This is a genomic window from Pseudorhodoferax sp. Leaf267, assembly GCF_001422405.1.
Classification (GTDB): Bacteria; Pseudomonadota; Gammaproteobacteria; order Burkholderiales; family Burkholderiaceae_C; genus Pseudorhodoferax.
Map to the genome: position 1 here is coordinate 229624 of NZ_LMMV01000001.1, position 24008 is coordinate 253631.

Genomic DNA, 24008 nt, shown 5'->3' on the forward strand with positions numbered 1-24008 from the left:
GGGTCTACTTGATCTGCGAGGCCTTGTAGTAGCCGCTGCCGACCAGCGTTGCTTCCCAGTTTGTTTTGTCCACGGTGACGGGCTTGAGCAGGTAGGACGGCACGACCTTCACGCCGTTGTTGTAGGTCTTGGTGTCGTTGACCTCGGGCTGCTTGCCCGAGACCACGGCGTCGACCATGTTGGCGGCCACCTTGGCCAGCTCGCGCGTGTCCTTGAAGATGCTGGAGTACTGCTCGCCGCGCAGGATGGACTTGACGGACTGCACCTCCGCATCCTGCCCGCTGACGATGGGGCAGGGCGTCTGCTTGGTGCAGTAACCCACGCCCTTGAGCGAGGACAGGATGCCGATGGACAGGCCGTCGTAGGGCGACAGCACGGCATCGACCTTGGCATTGCCGTAGAAGGCCGAGAGCAGGTTGTCCATGCGCGCCTGCGCCACCGCGCCGTCCCAGCGCAGCGTGCCCACCTTGTCCATGCCCATCTGCTTGCTGCGCACCACCAGCTTGCCGCTGTCGATGTAGGGCTTCAAGACCGACATCGCGCCGTCGTAGAAGAAGAAGGCGTTGTTGTCGTCCGGCGAGCCGCCGAACAGCTCGATGTTGAACGGGCCCTTGCCCTGCTTGAGGCCCAGCGCGTGGACGATGGAGCTGGCCTGCAGCACGCCGACCTGGAAGTTGTCGAAGGTGGCGTAGTAGTCCACGTTCTTCGAGCCCTTGATCAGCCGGTCGTAGGCGATGACCTTCACGCCCTTGTCGGCCGCGTTCTGCAGCGCCTTGGAGAGCGTGGTGCCGTCGATGGACGCGATGACCAGCACCTTGGCGCCCTTGGTCACCATGTTCTCGATCTGCGCCAGCTGGTTGGGGATGTCGTCGTCGGCGTACTGCAGGTCGGTCTTGTAGCCGCGCTCTTTCAGCACCTTGACCATGTTGTTGCCGTCGTCGATCCAGCGCGCTGACGACTTGGTGGGCATGGAGATGCCGACCATGCCCTTGTCCTGGGCGTGGGCCACGGGGGTGAGGGCCAGCACGACGGCGCTGGCGGCCAAGGTCTTGAGGAATGTGCGTTTCATGGAGAGTCTCCTGTTGTTTGTTTTTGAGATGCGTTGATCAGTACTTGCGCTTCGGGAATTCAGCCGCCGCGGTCTCCATCGGGAAGATGCCCTCCACCGTCTCGATGCGCTTGGGGATGGTCTTGCCGGCCAGGATGTCTTTCACCGCCGTCATCAGCTGCGGGCCCAGCAGCGGGCTGCATTCAATGGACACGTTCAGCTTGCCGGCCATCATGGCCTCGAAGGCGCCCTTCACCGCGTCGATGGAGATGATGGTGATGTCCTTGGCGGGCTTGAGGCCGGCCTCCTCGATGGCCTGGATCGCGCCGATGGCCATGTCGTCGTTGTGCGCGTACAGCACATTGATGGCCTTGCCCTCGGCCTTCAGAAAGGCTTCCATCACCTCCTTGCCCTTGGCGCGCGTGAAGTCGCCGGTCTGGCTGCGCACGATCTTGAACTTGGGGTCCGCCTTGATGATTTCCTCGAAGCCCTTCTTGCGGTCGATGGCCGGGGCCGAGCCCACCGTGCCCTGCAGCTCGACGATGCGCACCTCGCCGCTCTGGCCTTTCATCTTGTCCACCAGCCAGCGGCCGGCCTTGCGGCCTTCCTCGACGAAGTCCGAGCCCATGAAGGTCACGTAGAGCGAGGTGTCCTTGGAGTTGACGGCGCGGTCGGTCAGCACCACCGGGATCTTGGCGGCCTTGGCCTCGCGCAGCACGTTGTCCCAGCCCGATTCGACGACGGGCGAGAACGCAATAACGTCGACCTTCTGCGCAATGAAGGCGCGGATGGCCTTGATCTGGTTCTCCTGCTTTTGCTGCGCGTCGGAGAACTTGAGTTCGATGCCCGCGTCCTTGGCAGCCGCCTTGATGGACTCGGTGTTGGCGGTGCGCCATTCGCTCTCGGCACCGACTTGGCTGAAGCCCAGCACGATCTTCTTCTGGGCGAACAGCGGGCCGTGCAGAGCGGCAGCGGAAAGGGCCGCGGTGGCGGCAATGGCGTGGCGGCGTGTGATGGGCATCGGTCTTGTCTCCTGTTGGCATGCCTGGCTGCCTGAGGTTGGCTGGTTGCCAGCGCATGCCCCGCAGTGTAAGAATCAAACGCGTATCCATCCAATACTTTTTTGATGAAAAAACATATCCTTACGCGCATCGGGAAAACCCGGTGACCGACGTTGCCGACAGCGCCCACTGGTTCCTGCGCGCGCGCCTGAAGACGCGTCAGCTGCTGTTGCTCGTGGCGTTGGCGGACGAGGGCAACATCCACGCCGCGGCGCGCGTGCTGAACATGACGCAGCCGGCCGCATCGAAGCTGCTGAAGGACCTGGAAGACATGCTGGAGGTGCCGCTGTTCGAGCGGCTGCCGCGCGGCATGCGGGCCACCTGGTACGGCGAGACCATGATCCGCCATGCGCGCGAGGCGCTGGCCAGCCTGAACCAGGCGCACGAGGAGCTCACGGCGCTCAAGGCCGGGCGTTACGGCCAGGTCGGCGTGGGCGCCATCACCTCACCGGCGCTGGCCCTGCTGCCCTCGGCCATCGCCATGGTCAAGCGCGAGCAGCCCAGCCTGCGCGTGGTGCTGGAGATCGAGACCAGCCCGGTGCTGCTGCAGCACTTACGCCAGGGCCGGCTCGACATCCTGCTGGCGCGCTTCTTCGCCGAGGAAGACAAGACCAATCTGCGCTACGAGCCGCTGACCAGCGAGCCCGTGTGCGCCGTGGCGCGGCCGGGCCATCCGATGGCCGGCGCGCAGGGCCTGACGCTGGCCGACGTGGTGGACGCCAGCTGGATCGTGCCGCCGGCCGGCAGCGTGCTGCGCCATCGCTTCGAGTTGATGTTTACCGAGGCGGGCCTGAAGCCGCCGATCGACGTGATCGAGACCGCGGCGCTGCTGTTCATCACGCGCATGCTGCAGCAAAGCGACATGCTGTGCGTGGTGTCCACGGAGGTCGCGCGCTACTACGCCGCGCACGGCATCCTGACCATCGTGCCGCTGGAGATGCCCTGCCACATGGACGACTTCGGCTTCATCACGCGCAGCGACCGCATGCTGTCGCCGGGGGCGCAGTTGCTGTTGAAGGCCTTGAAGACGGCGTGCCTGCCGGTGTATGGCAGGAAGGTGGAGTAGCCCAGGATCAGGCTGCTGCCGCGTGCAATTTCAACCCGAGGGCGCGGGCGACTTTCAGCACGGTGGCAAAGCTGGGGTTGCCGTCGCTGCTGAGCGCACGGTAGAGGCTTTCGCGGCTGAGGCCGGCATCCTTGGCCACCTGGCTCATGCCCTTGGCACGCGCGATATCGCCGAGCGCCTTGGCAATGCCAGCGGCATCGTCCGGCGCCTCATCCAGCCAGGCGTCGAGGTAGGCCGCCATCTCCTCGGGTGTGCGCAGGTGGTCGGCCACGTCGTATGGGGTCACCGTGGGTTGGGGCGTCTTGCTGGCGGTGCGGGGCATGGGGTCTACTCCTGGAAGCTCTTGGCGAGCTGGATGGCCATCTGGATATCGTTCTGCTGCGACGACTTGTCGCCGCCGGCCAGCAGCAACAGCAAGCGCTCGCCGCGCTGCGTGTAGTAGACGCGGTAGCCCGCCCGACATCGATCTTCAACTCGGACACGCCGTCGCTCAGGTTGCGGTGCAGGCCCGGATTGCCGCCGATCAGCCGTTCGACGCGCATCAGGATCCTGGCTCTGCCAGTGCGGTCCTTCAGCGCGTCGATCCATGCGGCGTAGGCCTTGGTCTTCGCGACTCGCATGCCGGGGAGTGTAGCTCAAGGGCTACAAAAGCACCTACACCCAGCCCGCATCCACCTTGAACTCCTGCGCCGTGCACATCGCCGCATCGTCCGATGCCAGGAACAGCACCATGGCCGCGATGTCGTTCGGCTGCAGCTTGTCGGGCAGGCACTGGTTGCGCGCGAGTTCCTTCTCGCCCTCGGCGTCCAGCCAGAGCTTGATCTGCCGCTCGGTCATGACCCAGCCCGGCGAGACGGTGTTGATGCGGATGCGGTCCGCGCCCAGCGTGCGCGCCAGGCCGCGCGTGAGGCCGTTGACCGAGGACTTGGCGATGGAATACACCGGGTAGCCGCTGCCCTTGGCCTGCCAGCCGGTCGAGCCCAGGTTGATGACCGAGCCCGCGCCCAGGCGGCGCATGCCGGGCACCACGGCCTGGATGGCGAAGAAGGCGGGCCGCTCGTTGATGGCGATGCGGTCGTCGTAATAGGCGGGCGTGACGGACTCCAGCGTGTGGCGGTCGTCGCTGGCCACGTTGTTCACCAGCACCGAGAAGTCGCCTAGCGCGGCCTGCGCGTCAGCGATGGAAGACTGCAACGCGGCGATGTCGCGCACGTCGCAGGCCCGCCACCAGACCGCGCCGTGGCCTGCCGCCTCGATGCTGCCCGCCAGCGCCTGGCTGGGCTCGGCCGCGATGTCCACGAAGGCCACGCGCGCACCCTGCGCGGCCAGCGCGCTGACGATGGCCGCACCGATGCCGCTTCCCCCGCCGGTCACGAAGACGGCGCGTCCGCGCAGGCTGGGGTAGGTGGATGGGGCGTTGGGCATGGCGATGTCTCCAAAATCGATGGATTGCAAAAGTTGTATCTGAGAAGCTGTGATCGGCTTCTTTCCAATATGAATGTGCCTTGATACGATGCGCCGCGTCAAGCACCATCGCGCACCATGTCCTCTCCACCCTCGTTTTCCAGGCCCACGGCCCTGTCCACGCCGCGCTGTGTCTGGGACGCGCAGGCGCAGCTGGGCGAGGGCGCGTTGTGGTCGTCAAGACTGCAGGCGCTGTGGTGGGTCGACATCCTGGGCCGCCGGCTGCACCGGCTGCAGGGTGGCGAGCAGCGCAGCTGGGCTTTCGATGAATACATCTCGGCCGTGGCCGAATGCGCGGGCAGCGATGCCCTGCTGGTCAGCCTGCGCCACGGCTTCGCGCTGTTCCATCCGGAACAGGGCACGCTGCGCCACCTGCACCGCGTCGAAGCCGAGCCGCCCGGCAACCGCTTCAATGACGGCAAGTGCGATGCACAGGGCCGCTTCTGGGCCGGCAGCATGGACTTCGATTGCCAGGCCGAGACCGGCGCGCTGTACCGCTTCGATGCCGATGGCCGCTGCACGCGCCACGACACCGGGTTCGCCGTGACCAACGGCCCCACGTGGTCGCAGGACGGCACCACCATGTTCTTCAACGACACCGTGCGCGGCACCGTGCTGGCGTATGACTTCGACATGGCCAGCGGCCTGCTGGCCAACCGCCGCCCCTGGCTGCAGTTCGCCGAGGGCGACGGCGTGCCCGACGGCATGACCACCGATGCCGCGGGCCGGCTGTGGATCGCCCACTGGGGCGGCGGCTGCGTGAGCTGCCACGACCCCGTGACCGCCGAGGAGCTGGGGCGCATAACGCTGCCCGCCAGCCAGATCACGAACTGCGCGTTCGGCGGTCCCGCGTTGCGCACGCTGTATGTCACGAGCGCGGCCATCGGCTTGCCCGGTGCGCCCCTGGCCGGCGCCGTCTTCGCCGTCGAGCTCGACAGCCCTGGCCTGCCGGCCCCTTTGTTTGCAGGACCTGTCGCATGAAGCATCCGATCACCTGGCTGCGCCACGCCGGCCAACACCTGGGCCTGGTGCCCTCATTGGGCGGCGCCGTCGCGGCCTGGCAGTGCGAGCACGCGGGGGAACGCGTGGACCTGTGGCGGCCCTGGGACGGCGAGACGCCAGACCTCTACCAGCTCGCCTCCTTCCCCATGGTGCCGTGGTCCAACCGCATCGCGCAGGGCGGCTTCGAGTTGGATGGACGCTTCCACCCCATGCAGCCGAACCGCGCGGGCGAGCCGTACCCCATCCATGGCGACGGCTGGCTGCAGCCCTGGCAACACGACCAGGACGGCGAGGGCGCCGCCACGATGGCGCTGACCTCGCACCACTTCGGCGGCGATCCGTACCACTACGAGGCCACGCAACGCTTTCGCCTCGTGCCCGGCGGGCTCGACCAGAGCCTGCACGTGCGCCACCTGGGCGACGACCCCATGCCCTACGGCCTGGGGCTGCACCCCTGGTTCCCGCGCACGCCCGGCACCACGGTGCAGGCGCCGGTGCAGGGGCTGTGGACCTGCGGCGACGACCCGATTCCGACAGGCCACGTGGCCGACATCCCGGCGGACCGTGACCTCTCGGCCGGCATCTCCGCCCACGGCAGCCTGATCGACAACGCCTACAGCGGCTGGGGCGGCCGTGCCACCATCGCCTGGCCCGAGCGCGGGCTGCAATTGCACGTGGCCATGCCGCAGTTCGAACGCGACGGTGGCACGGCGGCGCACCAGTGCCTGGTCTACCGGCCCCCGGCGCACATCGCCGGCTTCTGCTTCGAGCCCATCACGCACCCGATCAACGCCTTCCACATGCCGGGCCGGCCGGGCCTGCGCGTGCTGGCGCGCGGCGAAACCATGGAGATGGCGGTGCAGTGGCGGTGGAAGGCCGCCGCCGCATAAGGGGTACAACCTCGCCCATGCAATTCGCCGCCCCCATCCCCATCCTGCGCATCTTCTCGGTCGACAAGGCCAAGGAGTTCTACCTCGGCTTCCTGGGCTTCACGCTGGATTGGGAACACCGCTTCGGCGAGAACTTCCCGCTGTATGCGCAAGTCAGCCGCGCCGGCCTGGTGCTGCACCTGAGCGAGCACCATGGCGACGCCACGCCCGGCGCCGCCGTGTTCCTGCCCGTCGAGGGCATCGCCTCGCTGCATGCCGAGTTGATCGCCAAGGACTACGCCTACGCCAAGCCCGGCCTGGACACGGTGGACTGGGGCGTGCAGATGCAGATCGCAGACCCCTTCGGGAACAAGCTGCGTTTTTGCGAACGGCAGTCGACCTTGCCCGAACACGCGACGCCCACGGTGCCTGGCGCGCCAGCGCCCGGCTACTACCGCCACACCGACGGCGGCCTGTACCAGGTGGTGGGCATGGCGCGCGATTCGCGTGATGCCAGCGACGTGGTGCTGTACGACCATGTCTGGCCGTTCGAGGGCGGCCGCTGGACGCGGCCTTTGCCCGAGTGGGCCAGCCGCTTCACGCCCGTGACCGCCGAGGACGTGGCGGCCACGCAGCGCGGCAACCGGGTGGCCGATCAAGAGCGCATCAGCGCCGCCAGAAAAGCGCGCAAGGGCTGAGCGCAAGGGCTGAGCGTCCCGCGCGCGACGCCAAGGAGCTGGTGGAGATCAACACCACGCATTCGGCGGGCAACAACACCGAGGCCGCGCAGGCCATGCGCAAGCACCTGCTGGACGCCGGCTTCCCGCCCGAGGATCTGCAAGTCTTCGAGCCCTTCCCGCGCAGGGCAACATGGTCGCGCGCTTCAAGGGCAGTGGCGCCAAGAAGCCCATGCTGCTGCTGGCCCACATCGACGTGGTCGAGGGCAGGCGCGAGGACTGGAAGAGCGACCCGTTCAAGCTCAAGGAAGACGACGGCGACCACACCGCGCGCGGCTCCTCGGGTGCTGGGCAGCAGCCGGCTCACGATGGAGGCCAGCAACCCCGCGCTCAAGAGCCCGCCATCGCCGCTGCGCGCCGACGTGCTGGGCGTGATCGCGTCGCTCACGCAGCAGATGTGGCCCGGCATCCCCGTGGTGCCGACCATGAGCACGGGCGCCACAGACAGCCGCTTTCTGCGCAACGCGGGCATCGCGACCTATGGCGTCTCGGGCATCTTCACCGAGCCCAGCGACGCGCGCGCCCATGGGCTGGACGAGCGCGTGGCGATCCCGCGCCTGTACGACGGGCGCGAGTTCATGTACCGCATGGTCAAGCAGTTTGCGCAGTAGGCGGGGCAGGGCGCACCCGCTGCAGCACTGTGCGCCCTGTGCCAGACTGCGCCCCGATGCCGCCGCCGACCCGCCCCGCCGACCGACCCGCCTCCACGCTTTTGATCGCCTGCGCGCTGGCGCTGGCTGCCGCCGTGTCGCTGGGCCTGTCGCGCTTCTCCTACGCGCTGCTGCTGCCGCCCATGCGCGCCGACCTGGGCTGGAGCTACACCACGGCAGGCGCCATGAACACGGTCAACGCGGCGGGCTATCTGCTCGGTGCGCTGCTGGCGCCGGGCTGGCTCAAGCGCTCTGGTGCGCGCCGCACCTTGCTGGCCGGCGGCTTCGGCTCGGCCCTGCTGCTGGCTGCGCACGGCGCCGTCGTGAGCGATGCCGCGCTGTACCTGTTGCGCGCAATGACTGGCATGGCGAGTGCAGCGACCTTCGTCTCCGGCGGCGTGCTGGCCGCGCGGCTGAGCAGCCGCGCACCGGCGGCTGGCGCCACGCGCGCACCCTCGGCGGGCCTCGTGCTCGGCATCTACTACGGCGGCACGGGCGTGGGCATCGTGCTGTCGGCGCTGCTCGTGCCGCCGCTCAGCGGCTGGCCCGTCGCGCATGCCTGGCAACTGGCCTGGTTCGCGCTCGGCGCCACGGCGCTGCTGTCCACCGCGCTCACGGGGGCAGCCACGCGCGAACTCGACCCGGCCGGCGCTGCGCCCGCGGCGGGCGCCGCTGCGTTCGAGAAGCGGCGCTTTGCATGCGGGCTGCTGTCGTACTTCCTCTTCGGGCTCGGCTACATCGGCTACATGACCTTCGTCGTGACCCTGCTGCGTGAGCAGCAGCTGGGCAGCGGCGCCATCACGGTGTTCTACGCGCTGCTCGGGCTGGCGGTGATCGGCTCGTCGTTCTGGTGGGCCGGCCTGCTGCAGCGCGAGCGCGGCGGCGGTGCAATGCGCCTGCTGAACGCGCTGCTGGCGCTGGCCACCGTGCTGCCGGTGCTCAGCGCGCACCCGCTCGCGGTGTTTGCGTCGGGCCTGCTGTTCGGCGGCGTGTTCCTGTCGGTGGTGGCCTCCACCACGGCGCTGGTGCGCCACAACCTGCCGCCGGCCGCTTGGCCGGCGGGCATCGCCGCCTTCACCATCGTGTTCGCGGCCGGGCAGATCGTGGGGCCGACGCTGGTGGGCTGGGTGGCCGATGGCGCGGCAGGCCTGCGCGGCGGGCTGGCGGTGTCGGCGGTGGTGCTGCTGCTCGGCGCGTTGGTGGCCTGGGGACAGCGGCCGTTGGATTGAGCGCTCAGGGCGAGCGGTGCAGGCGGGGCGCGGCCAGCAGGGCCAGTGCGTCGGTGATGGCCGCGTCCACGCGCGGATAGCGGCCCTTCATCTTGGAGATGGTCATGATGGTCTGCAGCGCCTGCAGGTCCTTGAGCGTGGGCGCGACCTTGATCTGCGCGATGGCGGCGCTGGGGTTGCCCCCGTTGATCAAGACCATCACTTTGCCTGCCCAGTCATTTCCGCGCGCCATGTCGTTCACCTGCTCTGATGGAGAGCGCCCACTGTACACAGGCCCTCACTGCGACGAGGCCGCGGGTTAGGATCACCCATGAGAAAAACGTACCAGCTCCAGGTCGAGGGCAAGCACCCCGACCGCCATCTCGAAGCCATCAAGCACGAGATCCGCAAGTACATCAAGCGCGAGCGGCGCCGCGACCTGCCCGAGGGTGCGGACTTCTGGGATTTCGATTGCAGGTTCGGCGCGGCCGAGGCCTCGGCCGAGGTCGTGCACCTTGCCACCATCACCGGCCTGATCGACGGCGTGGTGAAGGCGGGCGGGCCGCAGTTCTATGTCGAGCTCGTGGCCAGGCCCGGCAAGCGCCAGCCGCGGCCTGCGGGCGCACCGGCCGAGCCTGCGCAGGAGGCTCCAGACTGAACTACATCGCGCTGTCCAGCATCGCGCGGTAGTCCTCGCGCGAGGCCAGCCGCGGGTTCGTCTTGTGGCAGTGGTCAGCCATGGCGCCGTCGATGATGGCTTCGAACTGCGCCGCCGTCACGCCGACCTCGGCCAGGCCCTTGGGCAGGCCCAGCCGCGCGTTCATGTCGCGGATCGCCTCGCCGATATCGCGCGCAAGCTGGTGAGCCTCCCGGCTCGCCACTGCGTGTGCTTCGGCGCCTCCCGAGGAGGGGGCGCGACCGCCTCGGGGCGGCCCGGCGTCGGTCGCCAGGTGCATCGCGCGCGCCATGCGCTGCAGCCGCTGGTCCTTCTGTACCGACTCGGCCCCGGCGTTGAAGGCCACCACGGCCGGCAGGAACAGCGCGTTCAGCGTGCCATGGTGCAGGCGCGGGTCCACGCCACCCAGGCTGTGGGACAGGCTGTGCACGCAGCCCAGGCCCTTCTGGAATGCCATCGCGCCCTGCATCGAGGCGCTCATGAGATTGAGCCGCGCCTCGCGGTCGCTGCCGTCCTTCGTCGCGCGCTCGATGTGGCCCCAGGCGCGCTCCAGGCCATCGAGTGCGATGCCGTCGGCGGGCGGGTTGAAGGCAGCCGACATGAAGGTCTCCATGCAGTGCGCGATGGCGTCCATGCCGGTGGCGGCCGTGAGCCTGGGCGGCAGGCCCAGCGTGAGTTCGGGGTCGCAGATCGCGGCCTTGGGCATCAGCGACCAGCTGTGAAACCCCAGCTTGCGGTGGTCGTCCACGATCACGATGGCGCCGCGCGCCACTTCGCTGCCGGTGCCGCTCGTGGTGGGCACGGCGATCAGCGGTGCCACCGCCTCGGTGATGCGCGGCGAGCCGCCTTCGATGGTGGCGTAGTGCTTGAGCGGGCCCTCGTGCGTGGCGGCGATGGCCACGCCCTTGGCGCAGTCGATGGACGAGCCGCCGCCGACCGCGATCAGCCCGTCGCAGCGGCCGCTTCTGTACAGCGCCACGGCCGCGCGCACGGCGGCCTCCGTCGGGTTCGAGGGCGTGGCGTCGAACACGGTCACGGGCAGATCGCCCAGCGCGTCCAAGGCCTTGTGCAGGATGCCGGCGGCGCGCACGCCGGCGTCCGTCACGACCAAGGGCCGCGTGATGCCGATGCGCCGGCACTCGTCGGCCAGCAGGCGGATGGCGCCGAACTCGAACTGGATCTGGGTCAGGTACTGGATCAAGGCCATGGGGTGGGGTGCTCGTGCGAAAGAGGGGCGACCAATCTAGCAAAGGCCGCCGGTTCCGCGTAGAGCGGCATCCCTGCCCGCGGTCGCACCCGCGACGCCGCGTCATCAGGCCACGCGCTGGAACCACCACAGCGAGAGCCCCGCCGCGCACGCCAGCAGCAGCATCGCGCCGAGCGCCAGCGGGCCGGCCAGTTCGGTGGCCCGCACCTCCACCTGCATGCGCGAGCCCAGGCGCTCGTAGACCTGCACCAGCGATTGCGCGCTGGAGGCCTGGTAGTAGTCGCCCCGCGTCGCGGCGGTCACGGCCTTGAGCATGGGCTCGTCCAGCTGCATGGCCGTGCCCCAGCTGTCGTAGTCGGTCGACCCGGCGTCCACCGTGCCCAGGCCCACGGCATGGATGCGCACGCCGCGCTGCGCGGCCAGGGCGGCGGCCTGCATCGGGTCCATGCCCACGGTGCTGCGGCCGTCGGTCAGCAGCACGATGGCAGTGGAGCGGTCCGAGCCCGCGGGCACGGGCACGAACGCCTTCTTCGGCTGCGCGGCTGGCCGAGGGCGTTCCAAAGCGCCGTACGTCATGTCGCCCAGGTCGATCGCCGCGCCCGGCAACAGTTCGGACAGCGCCACGACGATCCCACTGCCCATGGCCGTGCCGTACTGCATGTGCAGCCGGTCGATGGCGGCCATCAGGTCTTCGCGGTCGCGCGTGGGTGGTTGCACCACCTGGGCCGTGCCGGCAAAGCTGACGATGCCCACGCGCACGTCGGTCGGCAGCCGGCGCACGAAGGCCTTGGCGGCTTCGCGTGCGGCCTCCATGCGGCTGGGCTGGATGTCGTCGGCCTGCATGCTGAAGGACACGTCCAGCGCCAGCACCACGCTGGCCTGCTCGGTCGGCAGCGGCGGCACGGCCTGCGGCCGTGCCGCGGCGAGCAGCAGCAGCGCGATGGCCGCCAGCAGCAGCGCTGGCGGCATGTGCCGCCGCCACGGCAGGCCCGGCGCCATCGCCTGCTTCACGATGGCCAGACTGGCGTAGCGCAGCACCTGCCGGCGCCGGCGGCGCAGCAGCCCCAGGTAGGCCAGCACCATCAGCGGAATGGTGCCCAGCAGCCACAGCAGCTGTGGCCACAGGAAGTGCAGCGGCATCGTCATGTGGACCTCCTAAGGGATTACCCTTACCCTATGCAAAAAGCTTGCCTGCCGCGTCCGCCGCCGCGGTGCGGCCCGGGGCAGTGGCCGGCGCTACGATGCGCGCACAACCCGAGGAGACAAAAAGTGCGCATCCATCTGACCATTCCTGTCACCGTGCTCGCCGGCCTGCTGGCCCTGGGCACGGTCCACGCTGCCTGCCTCAGCGACGCCGAGGTGGCCGCGCTCGCCGATGCCATCGCGGCGAAGACACCGGCTGTCACGCCCGAAGGCCTGGACGATGCCGACGCTGCCTGCACCCGCGCCAAGCTCAACCAGCGCCAGGCCGCGCGCTACGGCGCCGTGATCGGCTACAAGGCCGGCCTCACCAATCCGGCGGTGCAAAAGCGCTTCAATACCGACAAGCCGGTCTGGGGCGTGCTGTACCAGGGCATGCTGCTGGACAGCGGCGCCACGGTCGACCCGGCCTTCGGCGCGCGCCCGCTCTATGAGGCCGACCTGCTGGTGCGCGTGAAGAGCGAGGCGATCAACCGCGCAAAGACGCCCGGCGAGGTGCTGGCCGCCGTGGACCAGATCGTCCCGTTCATCGAGCTGCCGGACCTGGCCGTGCAGGCGCCGCCCAAGCTCAACGGTGCCGGCGTGGCCGCCATCAACGTGGGCGCGCGCCTGGGCATCAAGGGCGCGCCGATCGCCGTGCCGGCCGACGCCGCGGCCCAAACTGCCCTGCTGGACGCCCTGCGCGACATGACGGTGCGGCTGCACGACCAGGCCGGCACCGAACTGGCGCGCGGCAAGGGCAGCGACATCCTGGAACACCCGTTGAACGCGGTCGTCTGGCTGGCTGGCGCACTGGCGCGGGAAGGGCTGGCCATGAAGCCCGGCGAGCTGATCAGCCTGGGCTCGTTCTCGCCGCTGCTGCCGCCCAAGGCGGGGTTGGGCGTGACGGCCACGTATGAGGGGCTGCCGGGGGCGCAGCCCGTCGTGTTGCAGTTCGGCGGCGCAACTGCGCCCTCGCGGTAGACGCTGGTTTGCGGCGTCGTGCGGGCGTTGCAGCGCAATCGTGCGTGGCCCAGGGTTCCCGGTCCTGCCGACCGGCCTTCATCAATTGGAGTGACGAAGCACGGATGGTGATCCGTCGAAGCGTTGACGCGGCTTTGGCGCGAGATCACATTCACAACGCGTAACTTTTGCATACGCAGCCGTGTCATCACTTCGGAGAAATACATGAAGAACTTATCGAAGGCCCGTGCGCTGCAATGCGCCGTGTTCGCGTTGTCCGCTGCGCTCACGGCGTGCGGCGGCGGGGGTGGCGACGACTCGTCAGCCGCGCCCCCGCCACCACCCCCGTCACCGCCTGCGCAGGCGACGCTGTCGGGCACGGTGGCCACGGGCGCGGCACTCGCGGGCGCTGCGGTGGTCGTGACGGACCGGACCGGTACCAGTGCCTGCACGGCATCGCCGGTGCTGGCCGACCCAGCAGGTGCTTACCGGTGCACGCTGGTCCCCAGCGCTGCAGCGCCCTTGCTGTTGGTGGCGACAGACCCTGCCGGGCTGGTCGAGCCCATGGTGAGCCTCACCACCGCCGTTCCCGCCGCCGGCCAGGTCGGCACGGCCAACGTCAGCCCGCTCACCACGGCCATCGTGGCGCAACTGGCGCCCAACCGTGACGCGTTTGCGCTGGCCCGCGACCCAGCCCTCGTGGCCGCTCTGGACCCTGCATCGGTCAACGCCGTCAAGGCCAACGTGGTCCGCCAGCTGGCCGCCGTCATCAGCAGCGTGCAGCTGGACCCGGCCACCTTCGACTTCGTCTCCACGCCTTTCGTGGGCGGATCCAACACTGGTGCCGACAGTTTGCTGGACCAGGTGCGCGTGACGTTCGAGAACGGCGTGCCCGTGGTAGCCAACGTGCTGACGCCTGGCGCTGCGCCGGTGGCGCTGGCCGATGCCACGACCACCAGCGCGCCTGCAGTGGGAGCGACCACCGTGACGGGCTTCTCCATCACGGAGCTCGACGTCTTCAAAACAGCATTTGAAGCGTGCTTTGCCGTCCCCTCGGCCACGCGCCCGGACTCCGCCGCCTGCGATGGTCTGTTCGTCGACGATGCACCCAGCGCAAGCACCGGCGGGGCGACTTACCGCAACAGCGGTTACGACACAGAGGGTTCGTTCGGCGCATTGGTCGCATCCGCCGACATGGATGGCGCCAAGTTCAACCGGCCCGAGCTGTTGCGCTACACGGTCATGAACGACGGGCGCGACCAGGCCGTGATCAACCTGCGCTTTGCCGACAAGAACGGCGTCGGCGACAACCGCATCCTGACGGTCAAAAAATTCCCCGGCACGCAAAGCGCCACGCGGACCAGCGCATGGTGGCTGTACGGCAACCAGCGCACGGTCAACGCCTATGTGCGCGCCGCCATCCGCAAGCAGGAGCAATTGTTGCCCGAGGCCTTTCACGCGCAGTACGACGTAGCGCCCTCACGCTACCAGACCGGGTTGGAGATCTTCATCGCGCGCCCGGGCCGCGGCCCCAATTCCGAAGGCCTGCGCTACGCGCGCGTGAAAGGGCCAGGGCTGCCGGACGCCGGCTTGGTGTACGCGGACGCGAACGGGCTGCCGCACAACTGGATGACGATCTTCAACACCACGGGTGTGATTCCTGCGACCCAGCAGTTCGCCAACGGCGCGCAGAACATCTTCTACCTGCAGCGCACGCTGGGCATTGTCGGCAGTGACGCGTTCAACCTGCGCACCAACCCCTACCAGGCCTCGCCGACACCGCAGTTCCTGTTCTGGGCGCATCCCACGATGTACGGCGAGGCGCCCAGCGCGAGCTGGCGCTTCGATTTGAGCAAGGTGCCGTCTTGGTCACGCTATGCCTTCGAGCTGTTCTATGCCGCGCCCGATGGTTCGACCGAGCCGACGCCTCGCGTGACGTTCAGCAGCAGCATCGTCACGCCAGTCGTGCCCGCTGCCTACGCTGCGACCCAGCAGTGGCACGAGATCCCTGCCGCGACGCGGGCACTGGCCAGCGACGGCGCGCCCGCCGCATCGACGGTAACGCTCGATTGGGTGATCAACCCCTACGCGCAACGCGTTGATTCGGTCAACGTCTACAGCTACAGCGACGCCACGGGCACCGTCAATTCGCCGTCGATCACGGTGGGCAAGAGCGCTTCCAGCCAGGCGGCCACGGCGTCGGGGGGCGGGCAGTTCCCGGCGCTCACGACCTCGTTCTACACGAGCCGCACGCTGCAGTGGCGCTACAAGATCCTGGACGGGTCTTACAAGGACCAGACGGTGCAATTCAACTGATGCCCCGCTCCGGGCCACGCATGCAGCGCGGCCCGGTGTGTGGGCACCAAGCGAGGCCGTGGAGGGGGATGGCGCGGCACAGAGCCGCACCAGGTCGATGGTGGTGGATTTGCAGCAGTCCCATGCTGCATTTGCGCCGGTCGCATGACGGCGCGTTGCGCCGCGTCACGCCCTCAATGGTTGTCCCGCGGCACTCCGAAGGTCGCGTGGATCTTCTGGTACTTGACGGCCGGCTTGAGCACCATGCCTTCGGACAGCTCGCCGACCACCGCACGCTGGATCTCCTGCCACGGCGTCTGGCTCGGCGGAAACTGGTAGCCCCCTTGCGCTTCCAGCGCCGCGCGTCGTTCTGCCAGCTCCTCGTTGGACACCAGCATCTCGGCGCGGCGCTTCTTGAGGTCGATGCGCACGCGGTCGCCGGTCTTGAGCAGCGCCAGGTTGCCGCCGGTGGCGGCCTCGGGCGAGGCGTTCAGGATCGAGGGCGAGCCCGAGGTGCCGCTCTGGCGCCCGTCGCCGATGCAGGGCAGGGCGGTGACGCCCTTCTTCAGCAGGTAGTCCGGCGCGCGCATGTTCACTACCTCGGCCGCGCCGGGGTAGCCCACCGGCCCCACGCCGCGCATGAACAGCACGCTTTGCGCCGTGATGCCCACCTTGGGGTCGTCGATGCGGTGGTGGTAGTCCTCCGGCCCGTCGAACACCACGGCCGGGCCTTCGAAGGCCATGGGGTCGGCCGCGTTCTCCAGGTAGCGCTCGCGGAACTCCGGCGTGATCACGCTGGTCTTCATGATGGCCGAGTCGAAGATGTTGCCTGTGAAGTGCAGGAAGCCGGCGTCCTTCTTGAGCGGCTTGGCGTAGGGCAGGATCACGTCGCGGTCGCTGCTGAACTTGCCCGTGCAGTTGTCGATCAGCGTCTTGCCGTTGGCGGTGATGGCGGGCTGGATCTTGCCTTTGGCGATCAGCTCGGCCACCACGGCCGGCAGGCCCCCGGCGCGGTAGTAGTCCTCGGCCAGGTACTTGCCGGCGGGCTGCAGGTTCACGATCAGCGGGACCTTGTAGCCGTGCTTTTCCCAGTCGTCGTTGGACAGCGGCACGCCGATGTGTTTGGCGATCGCGTTCAGGTGGATGGGCGCGTTGGTGGAGCCGCCGATGGCCGAATTGATGACGATGGCGTTTTCGAAGGCCGCGCGCGTCATGATGTCCGAGGGCTTGAGGTCTTCGCGCACCATCTCGACGATGCGCCTGCCCGTGAGGTAGGCCATCTCCTGCCGGTCGCGGTAGGGCGCGGGGATCGCCGCGCTGCCCGGCAGCGTCATGCCCAGCGCCTCGGCCAGCGCGTTCATGGTGGACGCCGTGCCCATCGTGTTGCAGTGGCCAGTGGAGGGGGCCGATGACGCCACGAGCTTGAGGAACTCGGGGTAGCCGATCTCACCGGCGGCCATGAGCTCACGCGCCTTCCAGACGATGGTGCCCGAGCCCGTGCGCTCGCCCTGGAACCAGCCGTTCAGCATGGGCCCGCTGTTGAGCGCGATGGCCGGGATGTCCACCGTGGCCGCGGCCATGAGCTGGGCCGGCGTGGTCTTGTCGCAGCCCGTGGTCAGCACGCAGCCGTCGATCGGGTAGCCGTACAGGATCTCGACCAGCGAGAGGTACTGCAAGTTGCGGTCCAGCGAGGCGGTGGGGCGCTTGCAGGTTTCCTGGATCGGGTGGATGGGGAACTCGAACGCGATGCCGCCCGCGTCGCGAATGCCTTCCTTCACGCGGTCGGCCAACACGATGTGGTGCCGGTTGCACGGTGCGATGTCCGAGCCGGTCTGCGCGATGCCGATGATGGGCCGGCCGGACTGCAGCTCGTCGAACGAGAGGCCGAAGTTCATCGTGCGTTCGAGGTACAGCGCGGTCATGTCGGCGTTGGACGGGTTGTCGAACCAGGCCTGCGAGCGCAGACGCCGCGGCTGGCCGCCACCGGCCTTCTTTGCGGCCTTCTTGTCGGCCTTGGCGGCCATCTTCATCGTGTCGTTCTTCTTGCTCATTGCATGCCTTTGAGGGTGTCTTGTGCGTTGGGGCCAGCCTGGCAGTCGGCGATGTACTCGCGGATGATCTCGGCGAACTGGGTGTAGGGCTTCAGGCCCAGCTTGCCGGCGCGTTCGGCGCTGGAGCCGGTGGGCCAGTTGGCCACGATGCCGGCGATGCCTTCGTTGCGCTCGAAGCGCACCAGCGCGCGCACCTTGGGGCCGGCCACTTCCTCGAGCGCGGCCAGCATGTCGGCCACGCGCACGTTCAGGCCAGGCAAATTGAGCGCGAGCCGGCCGCCCAGTTGCTCGCGCGTGGCCTCGTAGACCTTGATCAATCCGTCCACCGTCTGCGAGGGCGACGACATGGGGTGCGACACCTCGGGGTCGACCGGGCAGACGGACACCACGCCCGCCAGCGGCTCGCGGATGATGCCGCTGAAAAAGCTCGACGCCGCACCGTTCGGCCGGCCGGGCCGCACCGTCACCGTCATCAGGCGCGCCGAGCGGCCGTCGATGTAGCCCTTGCGCGTGTAGTCGGCGATCAGGTATTCGCACATCAGCTTGTGCGTGCCGTAGGAGGTCTGCGGCGCGGGCAGCGTGTCGTCGGCCACGCGCGGCGGCATGGGCACGGAGGCATCGGGCCCGAACACAGCCACCGAGCTGGAGAACACGAATTTGGGCACCTTGCCACTTTCGGCGCCGCGTGCGCGCAGCGCGTCCAGCAGGGCGCGCGTGCTGTCCAGGTTGGAGCGCAGGCCCAGCTCGAAGTCCAGCTCGCACTCGCCCGACACGGCCGAGGCCAGGTGGAACACGCCGTCGAAGTCTTCGCCGCTGATGGCTGGCGTCTGCGACAGCAGCGTGCCGGTACGCGCCTGTACGCGCGGGTCGGCCAGCAGGTCGGCCGGCGGCGGGGCGATGTCGGTCAGCACGAGCTGGGTGATGGCCTGGCCATCGAGTTGCGGGCGGGCCAGCAGCGTGCGCGCCAGGCGGGCGCCCACAAAGCCGCCGCCGCCGGTGATCAGGAGTTTCATGGTGGTTCCTTGTTGGGAATGGGTGGTCAGGACGCACGGCGCGCCGCACGCTGGCGCCGGCCGGCGATCACGCCGCCTTCGACCAGGCGCTGCTCGCCCTGCAGGATGTGGCTCACGGCGTGGTGCCGTGCGGCGGCTGGGTCGCGTGCGGCGATAGCATCGACGAGGGCACGGTGCTCCAGCTGCACGGCCTGCATGAAGTCGCTGCGCCGCGCCTCGTTGCCGCGCGTGATGCGCATGCCTTCGCGCAGGTACTGCTCGAGAAAGCCCAGCAGCAATCTGAATTGCGGGTTGCCGGTGGCCTCGCCGATCAGGCGGTGAAAGCCCAGGTCTTCGGCCACGCCGTCGCGGCCCTCGGCCACCGCCAGGTCGATGGCCTTGAGCTGGCGGCGCATGCCGGCGATCTGGTTGCGCGTGGCGCGCTCGGCGGCCAGCGCGGCGATCTCGCCTTCGAGCACGCGGCGCACCTCGACCACGTGCACCACGGCGTCCACCGACTCCAGCACGCGCGGGTCGAAAGCCAGCGCCTGGTGCTGGGGCTCGGCCGCGACGAACACGCCCGAGCCCTGGCGCGACACCACGAGCGCGCGCGACTTGAGCTGGTGCACGGCCTCGCGCACCACGGTGCGCGAGATGCCGTGCGCCTGGCTCAGCTGCTGCTCGGTGGGCAGGCGGTCGCCGGGGCGCAGCGCGCCGGACTCGATCTGCTGCGCCAGCCGCAGCGCGAGCCGGTCCGACAGCCGGTCGGCCTCCTGCCGCAGCGGGGCGGTCACGGTCGGCGGGAGAGAAGAGGAGGGGCGATGCAACACGGAAAAGCCGGACGGTAGTCAGGTCATCATACAAATTTAGCGACTTGTCTACTACCGGATTTCCCTGATGGCGATGGCAGTTCGCAGTGCCCATACTGCGCGGGCCGCAAGGTGCCATGGTTTGACCGTGGCCACGCAAATCAACTTCCGAAAAGAGCCCAGTGCATGGCGAGCGTCACGATTCAGGGTGTCAAGAAGAACTTCGGTGATGTCCCCATCCTGCATGGCGTGGACATCGACATCCAGGACGGTTCCTTCACCGTGCTGGTGGGGCCTTCAGGCTGCGGCAAGTCCACGTTGCTGCGCATGATCGCCGGGCTGGAGCAGATCAACGGCGGCGAGATCCGCATCGGCGACAAGCGCGTGAACGACCTGCCGCCCAAGGAACGCGACATCGCGATGGTGTTCCAGAACTACGCGCTGTATCCGCACATGACGGTGCGCGACAACATGGCGTTCTCGCTGGAGCTGGCCAAGGCCGACAAGGGCGTCATCGCCACCAAGGTGCAGCGCGCCGCCGAGATCCTGGCCCTGGTGCCGCTGCTGGACCGCTACCCGCGCCAGCTCTCGGGCGGCCAGCGCCAGCGCGTGGCCATGGGCCGCGCCATCGTGCGCGACCCGCAGGTGTTCCTGTTCGACGAGCCGCTGTCCAATCTGGACGCCAAGCTGCGCGTTGCCATGCGCAGCGAGATCAAGGAGCTGCACCAGCGGCTCAAGACAACCTCGGTCTACGTCACGCACGACCAGATCGAGGCCATGACCATGGGCGACAAGATCGTGGTCATGCGCGACGGCCGCATCGAGCAGACCGGCAACCCGCTGGAGCTGTACGACCGGCCGGCCAACCAGTTCGTGGCCGGCTTCATCGGCTCGCCTTCGATGAATTTTCTGCCCGGCACGCTGCGCCGCACGGGGGGCGCGGCCGAGGTCGAACTCAAGGACGGCACGCGTCTCGCGGCCCCGCTGGGCTCGGGTGGTCAGGACGGCCAGGCCGTCATCTACGGCACGCGGCCCGAGCACCTCACGCTGGCCGGCACCGGCATCCCGGCCACGGTGGCCGTGATGGAGCCCACGGGCATGGACACCTTCGTCGCCTGCCGGCACGAGGGCGCCGAGCTGTCGGCCGTGTTCCGCGAGCGCTACGACTTCGCGCCTGGCAGCGTGATCCACCTGCAGCCCGACCTGCAGCGCGCCCACCTTTTCGACGCGGGCACCGGTGAACGGCTGGTGGCCTGAATCTTCCCTGATCGCACCGTTCTGAACTTTCACAGGAGACTTGACGATGAGTGACTTCCAACAGCGTCGGCGCAGCATTCTCAAAGGGTCCGCCGGCGCGGCGGCCGCGGCTTCCATCGGCGCGGGCGGCGTCATGTTCTCGCCGTTCGCGCGCGCGCAGAACCTCACCTTCAAGCCCGAGAAGGGCGCCAAGCTGCGCGTGCTGCGCTGGAGCCGTTTCGTGCAGGGCGACATCGACGCCTACATGGCCAACGTCAAGAAGTTCAGCGAGGCCACGGGTGTGGAAGTGCGCGTGGACAACGAAGGCTGGGAAGACGTGCGCCCCAAGGCTGCCGTGGCGGCCAACACAGGCGCGGGCCCCGACATCATCCTGTCGACCAACGACGACGCCAACCTGTACCCCGACAAGCTGCTCGACGTGACCGACCTGGCCGAGTACCTGGGCAAGAAATACGGCGGCTGGTACCCGGCAGTGCAGCAATACCTGCGGCCCGACGGCAAGCGCTGGCTGGGCCTGGGCCTGGGGGCGTCCGGCTCCATGATCGTGTACCGCCAGAGCATGGTGAAGGCCGCTGGCTTCGACACCTTCCCCAAGGACACGGCCGGCTTCCTGGCGCTGCACAAGGCGCTCAAGGAAAAGGGCACGCCGGGCGGTTATGCACTGGGCAATGCCACGGGCGACAGCCTGTGGACCAACTGGCTGATCTGGTCGCACGGCGGCAAGCTGGTGGACAAGACCAACAAGGTCGTGATCGACAGCCCCGAGACCCTCAAGGCGCTGGAATACGCCAAGGAGCTGTACGGCACCTTCATCCCGGGCACCCTGTCCTGGCTGGACCCGAACAACAACAAGGCCTTTCTGGACGGCCAGATCAGCGTCACCAACAACGGCATCTCCATCTACTACGCCGCGAAGAACTCACCCGACGCCAGGATCAAGGAGATGGCTGCCGACATCAACCACGCGCCGTTCCCCATCGGGCCGGCGGGTGTGCCCACAGAGTCGCATCTGTTCTTCAACCAGATGATCATGAAGTACACCAAGTTCCCGAATGCGGCCAAGGAGTTCCTGCGCTTCATGATGGAGCGCGAGCAGTTCGACGCCTGGCTGATCGGCGCGGGCGGCTACATCGGCCAGCCGCTGGCGGCCTACGAGTCCTGCCCGATCTGGACCTCCGACCCCAAGCACACGCCCTACCGCGACTGCGTGAAGAACATGCGGCCTGCGGGCTACGAGGGCAAGCTCGGCTATGCATCGGCCGGCGCGGGCGCGGACTTCATCGTCGCCAACATGGTGGCCGAGGCCGCCAGCGGCTCGAAGACGCCCAAGGAAGCCGCAGAGCGCGCCCAGAAGCGCGCCGAGCGTTACTACAAGGTCTAGCTTTCCCACCCCCGTTTCTTGCTCACTTCGTGTAGCCGAATCCCCCCTCGAGGGGGCGCACCCGGCGGCCCGGCAGAGCCGGTTCCGCGGGTGCCCCCGAACGGGCTTCGCTGCGCTTGCCACGAGTTCCTTATGCACCGCTTGCGCATTTGCCATCAGCGTCGCTTCATGTGGACGGAAGCCAGGGTCATCCAATGAGCATGCTCGCCCGCCTGCAAAACAGCCGCAACGGTCTCGGCTTCCTGTTCATGCTGCCAGCGGCGGTGCTGCTGCTGCTGTTCCTGACCTATCCACTGGGCCTGGGCACCTGGCTCGGCTTCACCGACACCAAGGTGGGCCGGGCCGGCGTGTGGGTCGGCCTGGAAAACTACATCTACCTCTGGAACGACTCGGTCACGCGGCTGGCGCTGTTCAACACCTTGTTCTACACGGTGGTGGCCAGCATCCTGAAGTTCGGCCTGGGCCTGTGGCTGGCGCTGCTGCTGAACAAGCACCTGCGCTTCAAGACGTTCTTCCGCGCCGTGATCCTGCTGCCCTACATCGTGCCCACGGTGCTGTCGGCCATCGCCTTCTGGTGGATCTACGACTCGCAGTTTTCCATCATCAGCTGGGCGCTCGTGAAGATGGGGCTGATCGACACCTACATCGACTTCCTGGGCAACGAGTGGAACGCGCGCATCGCGGTGATCATCGCCAACGTGTGGCGCGGCGTGCCCTTCGTGGCCATCACGCTGCTGGCCGGGCTGCAGACGATCTCGCCGTCCTACTACGAAGCCTCGGCCATCGACGGCGCCTCGCGCTGGCAGCAGTTCCGCCACGTCACGCTGCCGCTGCTCACGCCCATCATCGCCGTGGTCATGACCTTCTCGGTGCTGTTCACCTTCACCGACTTCCAGCTGATCTACGTCATCACGCGCGGCGGCCCGCTGAACGCCACGCACCTGATGGCCACGCTGTCGTTCCAGCGCGCGATCTCGGGCGGTGCACTAGGCGAGGGCGCGGCGATCGCAATCGCGATGGTGCCGTTCCTGCTAGCCTGCGTGCTGTTCAGCTTCTTCGGCCTGCAACGCAGGGCATGGCAACAGGGCGGGAAAGATTGACATGAGCAAAGCCACCGAAGTCGACGCCGTCGGCATGTCCTACCTGGACTCGATCCCGCGCAAGGCGGTGACGGTCTACCTGCCGCTGATCGTGTTCCTGATCGTGCTGCTGTTCCCGTTCTACTGGATGGTGATCACCTCCATCAAGCCGGATGCGGAACTGCTCTCGCGCGACGGCAACCCCTTCTGGGTCATCAACCCCACGCTCACGCACTTCCACAAGCTGCTGTTCGAGACCACCTACCCGCAGTGGCTGTGGAACACGGTGCTGGTGTCCGTGGTCTCCACCTTCGTCTCGCTGGTGGCCTCGGTGCTGGCGGCCTACGCCATCGAGCGGCTGCGCTACAAGGGCAGCAAGCACGTGGGCCTGTCGATCTTCCTGGCCTACATGGTGCCGCCGTCCATCCTGTTCATCCCGCTGGCCAACGTGGTGTTCAACCTGGGTCTGTTCGACACGCGGCTGGCGCTGATCCTGACCTACCCGACTTTCCTGATTCCGTTCTGCACCTGGCTGCTGATGGGCTACTTCCGCTCCATCCCGATGGAGCTGGAAGAGTGCGCGCTGATCGACGGCGCCACGCGCTGGCAGATCCTCATCAAGGTGGTGCTGCCGCTGGCCGTGCCTGGCCTGATCTCGGCCGGCATCTTCGCGTTCACGCTGTCGTGGAACGAGTTCATCTACGCGCTGACCTTCATCTCGTCCTCCGAGGTCAAGACCGTGCCCGTGGGCGTGGTCACCGAACTCGTGCAGGGCGACGTGTACCAGTGGGGGCCGCTGATGGCCGGCGCGCTGCTGGGCTCGCTGCCGGTGGCCTTCATCTACTCGTTCTTCGTCGAGTACTACGTCTCCGGGATGACGGGGTCGGTCAAGGAGTAGGCCCCGCGCGGCTGCGGGCGCCAGCTGGCGCGCGCATTGCGGCCTCGGCGTCTCGGCGCGCGTGCAACCGTCCGTCCTGCGCGGGCTGCCGCGCGGCGGCCTGGCCTTCAGCCTTG

General features: G+C 68.2%; 24 protein-coding genes and 1 pseudogene. 14 read left to right on the forward strand and 11 right to left on the reverse strand.

The window, feature by feature from the left end:
- Positions 1-4 precede the first annotated feature (4 nt).
- Complete coding sequence (gene chvE / locus ASF43_RS01095; RefSeq protein WP_056175497.1) at positions 5-1069, reverse strand: multiple monosaccharide ABC transporter substrate-binding protein; 1065 nt, start codon at positions 1067-1069, stop codon at positions 5-7.
- 37 nt (positions 1070-1106) lie between these two features.
- Positions 1107-2069 (reverse strand): ABC transporter substrate-binding protein, encoded by a 963-nt coding sequence (locus ASF43_RS01100; protein ID WP_056175500.1) that lies wholly within the window; start codon positions 2067-2069, stop codon positions 1107-1109.
- Positions 2070-2212: 143 nt separating this feature from the next.
- Here ASF43_RS01100 and ASF43_RS01105 point away from each other — a divergent pair, with 143 nt between their 5' ends.
- Positions 2213-3175 (forward strand): LysR family transcriptional regulator, encoded by a 963-nt coding sequence (locus ASF43_RS01105; protein WP_056175502.1) that lies wholly within the window; start codon positions 2213-2215, stop codon positions 3173-3175.
- 7 nt (positions 3176-3182) lie between these two features.
- Here ASF43_RS01105 and ASF43_RS01110 read toward each other — a convergent pair whose 3' ends face one another.
- The 3 genes from ASF43_RS01110 to ASF43_RS01120 all read right to left on the reverse strand — a co-directional run bounded on the left by ASF43_RS01110 (position 3183) and on the right by ASF43_RS01120 (position 4600).
- Positions 3183-3497 carry an addiction module antidote protein gene (locus tag ASF43_RS01110; protein WP_056175505.1) on the reverse strand — a complete coding sequence of 105 codons (315 nt, stop codon included), beginning with the start codon at positions 3495-3497 and terminating at the stop codon, positions 3183-3185.
- A 5-nt stretch (positions 3498-3502) separates the two neighbouring features.
- Positions 3503-3763, reverse strand: coding sequence for a hypothetical protein (locus ASF43_RS01115; protein WP_235578085.1), 261 nt, complete (start codon positions 3761-3763; stop codon positions 3503-3505).
- A gap of 66 nt (positions 3764-3829) precedes the next feature.
- Positions 3830-4600, reverse strand: a complete 771-nt coding sequence (locus tag ASF43_RS01120; protein ID WP_056177963.1) for an SDR family NAD(P)-dependent oxidoreductase — start codon at positions 4598-4600, stop codon at positions 3830-3832.
- 117 nt (positions 4601-4717) lie between these two features.
- On the opposite strand from ASF43_RS01120, the gene ASF43_RS01125 reads away from it, so the two are divergent.
- The 6 genes and pseudogenes from ASF43_RS01125 to ASF43_RS01145 all read left to right on the forward strand — a co-directional run bounded on the left by ASF43_RS01125 (position 4718) and on the right by ASF43_RS01145 (position 9126).
- Positions 4718-5620, forward strand: a complete 903-nt coding sequence (locus tag ASF43_RS01125) for an SMP-30/gluconolactonase/LRE family protein (RefSeq protein WP_056175508.1) — start codon at positions 4718-4720, stop codon at positions 5618-5620.
- Positions 5617-6531 carry an aldose 1-epimerase gene (locus tag ASF43_RS01130; protein ID WP_056175511.1) on the forward strand — a complete coding sequence of 305 codons (915 nt, stop codon included), beginning with the start codon at positions 5617-5619 and terminating at the stop codon, positions 6529-6531. Before ASF43_RS01125 ends, ASF43_RS01130 begins: the two co-directional genes overlap by 4 nt.
- 17 nt (positions 6532-6548) lie before the next feature.
- Positions 6549-6899, forward strand: a pseudogene (locus tag ASF43_RS31500) (glyoxalase superfamily protein); the annotation flags it as partial.
- A gap of 36 nt (positions 6900-6935) precedes the next feature.
- Positions 6936-7208 carry a DUF1653 domain-containing protein gene (locus ASF43_RS31505; protein ID WP_255358090.1) on the forward strand — a complete coding sequence of 91 codons (273 nt, stop codon included), beginning with the start codon at positions 6936-6938 and terminating at the stop codon, positions 7206-7208.
- A gap of 323 nt (positions 7209-7531) precedes the next feature.
- Positions 7532-7858, forward strand: a complete 327-nt coding sequence (locus ASF43_RS31510; RefSeq protein WP_056175514.1) for a M20/M25/M40 family metallo-hydrolase — start codon at positions 7532-7534, stop codon at positions 7856-7858.
- A 56-nt stretch (positions 7859-7914) separates the two neighbouring features.
- On the forward strand, positions 7915-9126 hold the full coding sequence (locus tag ASF43_RS01145) for a YbfB/YjiJ family MFS transporter (RefSeq protein ID WP_056175517.1): 1212 nt from the start codon (positions 7915-7917) through the stop codon (positions 9124-9126).
- A 4-nt stretch (positions 9127-9130) separates the two neighbouring features.
- Here ASF43_RS01145 and ASF43_RS01150 read toward each other — a convergent pair whose 3' ends face one another.
- Entirely contained in the window at positions 9131-9325 is a 195-nt protein-coding gene (locus ASF43_RS01150; protein ID WP_235578086.1) for a hypothetical protein, read from the reverse strand.
- A 111-nt stretch (positions 9326-9436) separates the two neighbouring features.
- On the opposite strand from ASF43_RS01150, the gene ASF43_RS01155 reads away from it, so the two are divergent.
- A complete protein-coding gene (locus ASF43_RS01155; RefSeq protein ID WP_056175519.1) occupies positions 9437-9763 on the forward strand; it encodes a DUF6172 family protein in 327 nt (108 codons plus the stop codon).
- Between the two features lies 1 nt (position 9764).
- On the opposite strand, the gene ASF43_RS01160 is transcribed toward ASF43_RS01155, so the two are convergent.
- Positions 9765-10988: an iron-containing alcohol dehydrogenase gene (locus ASF43_RS01160; RefSeq protein ID WP_056175522.1), complete on the reverse strand. Its 1224-nt coding sequence runs from the start codon at positions 10986-10988 to the stop codon at positions 9765-9767.
- Between the two features lie 105 nt (positions 10989-11093).
- Positions 11094-12134 (reverse strand): VWA domain-containing protein, encoded by a 1041-nt coding sequence (locus tag ASF43_RS01165; protein ID WP_235578087.1) that lies wholly within the window; start codon positions 12132-12134, stop codon positions 11094-11096.
- A 135-nt stretch (positions 12135-12269) separates the two neighbouring features.
- Here ASF43_RS01165 and ASF43_RS01170 point away from each other — a divergent pair, with 135 nt between their 5' ends.
- Both ASF43_RS01170 and ASF43_RS01175 read left to right on the forward strand, forming a co-directional pair.
- Positions 12270-13151, forward strand: a complete 882-nt coding sequence (locus ASF43_RS01170; RefSeq protein WP_056177969.1) for a 2-keto-4-pentenoate hydratase — start codon at positions 12270-12272, stop codon at positions 13149-13151.
- A gap of 204 nt (positions 13152-13355) precedes the next feature.
- Positions 13356-15446 carry a hypothetical protein gene (locus ASF43_RS01175; RefSeq protein ID WP_156373087.1) on the forward strand — a complete coding sequence of 697 codons (2091 nt, stop codon included), beginning with the start codon at positions 13356-13358 and terminating at the stop codon, positions 15444-15446.
- A 173-nt stretch (positions 15447-15619) separates the two neighbouring features.
- On the opposite strand, the gene ASF43_RS01180 is transcribed toward ASF43_RS01175, so the two are convergent.
- The 3 genes from ASF43_RS01180 to ASF43_RS01190 are packed head-to-tail and all read right to left on the reverse strand — an operon-like array spanning position 15620 to position 19262.
- On the reverse strand, positions 15620-17449 hold the full coding sequence (locus tag ASF43_RS01180) for an IlvD/Edd family dehydratase (RefSeq protein WP_056177971.1): 1830 nt from the start codon (positions 17447-17449) through the stop codon (positions 15620-15622).
- A gap of 23 nt (positions 17450-17472) precedes the next feature.
- Positions 17473-18489 carry a D-erythronate dehydrogenase gene (gene denD, locus ASF43_RS01185; RefSeq protein ID WP_056175528.1) on the reverse strand — a complete coding sequence of 339 codons (1017 nt, stop codon included), beginning with the start codon at positions 18487-18489 and terminating at the stop codon, positions 17473-17475.
- 26 nt (positions 18490-18515) lie between these two features.
- Positions 18516-19262, reverse strand: a complete 747-nt coding sequence (locus ASF43_RS01190) for a FadR/GntR family transcriptional regulator (protein WP_056175531.1) — start codon at positions 19260-19262, stop codon at positions 18516-18518.
- 201 nt (positions 19263-19463) lie between these two features.
- Here ASF43_RS01190 and ASF43_RS01195 point away from each other — a divergent pair, with 201 nt between their 5' ends.
- From ASF43_RS01195 to ASF43_RS01210, 4 genes are all read left to right on the forward strand, one after another.
- On the forward strand, positions 19464-20534 hold the full coding sequence (locus tag ASF43_RS01195; RefSeq protein WP_056175534.1) for an ABC transporter ATP-binding protein: 1071 nt from the start codon (positions 19464-19466) through the stop codon (positions 20532-20534).
- Between the two features lie 46 nt (positions 20535-20580).
- Positions 20581-21915, forward strand: coding sequence for an ABC transporter substrate-binding protein (locus ASF43_RS01200; protein WP_056175537.1), 1335 nt, complete (start codon positions 20581-20583; stop codon positions 21913-21915).
- Between the two features lie 200 nt (positions 21916-22115).
- On the forward strand, positions 22116-23015 hold the full coding sequence (locus ASF43_RS01205; RefSeq protein WP_056177974.1) for a carbohydrate ABC transporter permease: 900 nt from the start codon (positions 22116-22118) through the stop codon (positions 23013-23015).
- A gap of 1 nt (position 23016) precedes the next feature.
- Positions 23017-23892, forward strand: a complete 876-nt coding sequence (locus ASF43_RS01210) for a carbohydrate ABC transporter permease (RefSeq protein ID WP_056175539.1) — start codon at positions 23017-23019, stop codon at positions 23890-23892.
- The last annotated feature ends 116 nt before the right edge of the window (positions 23893-24008 follow it).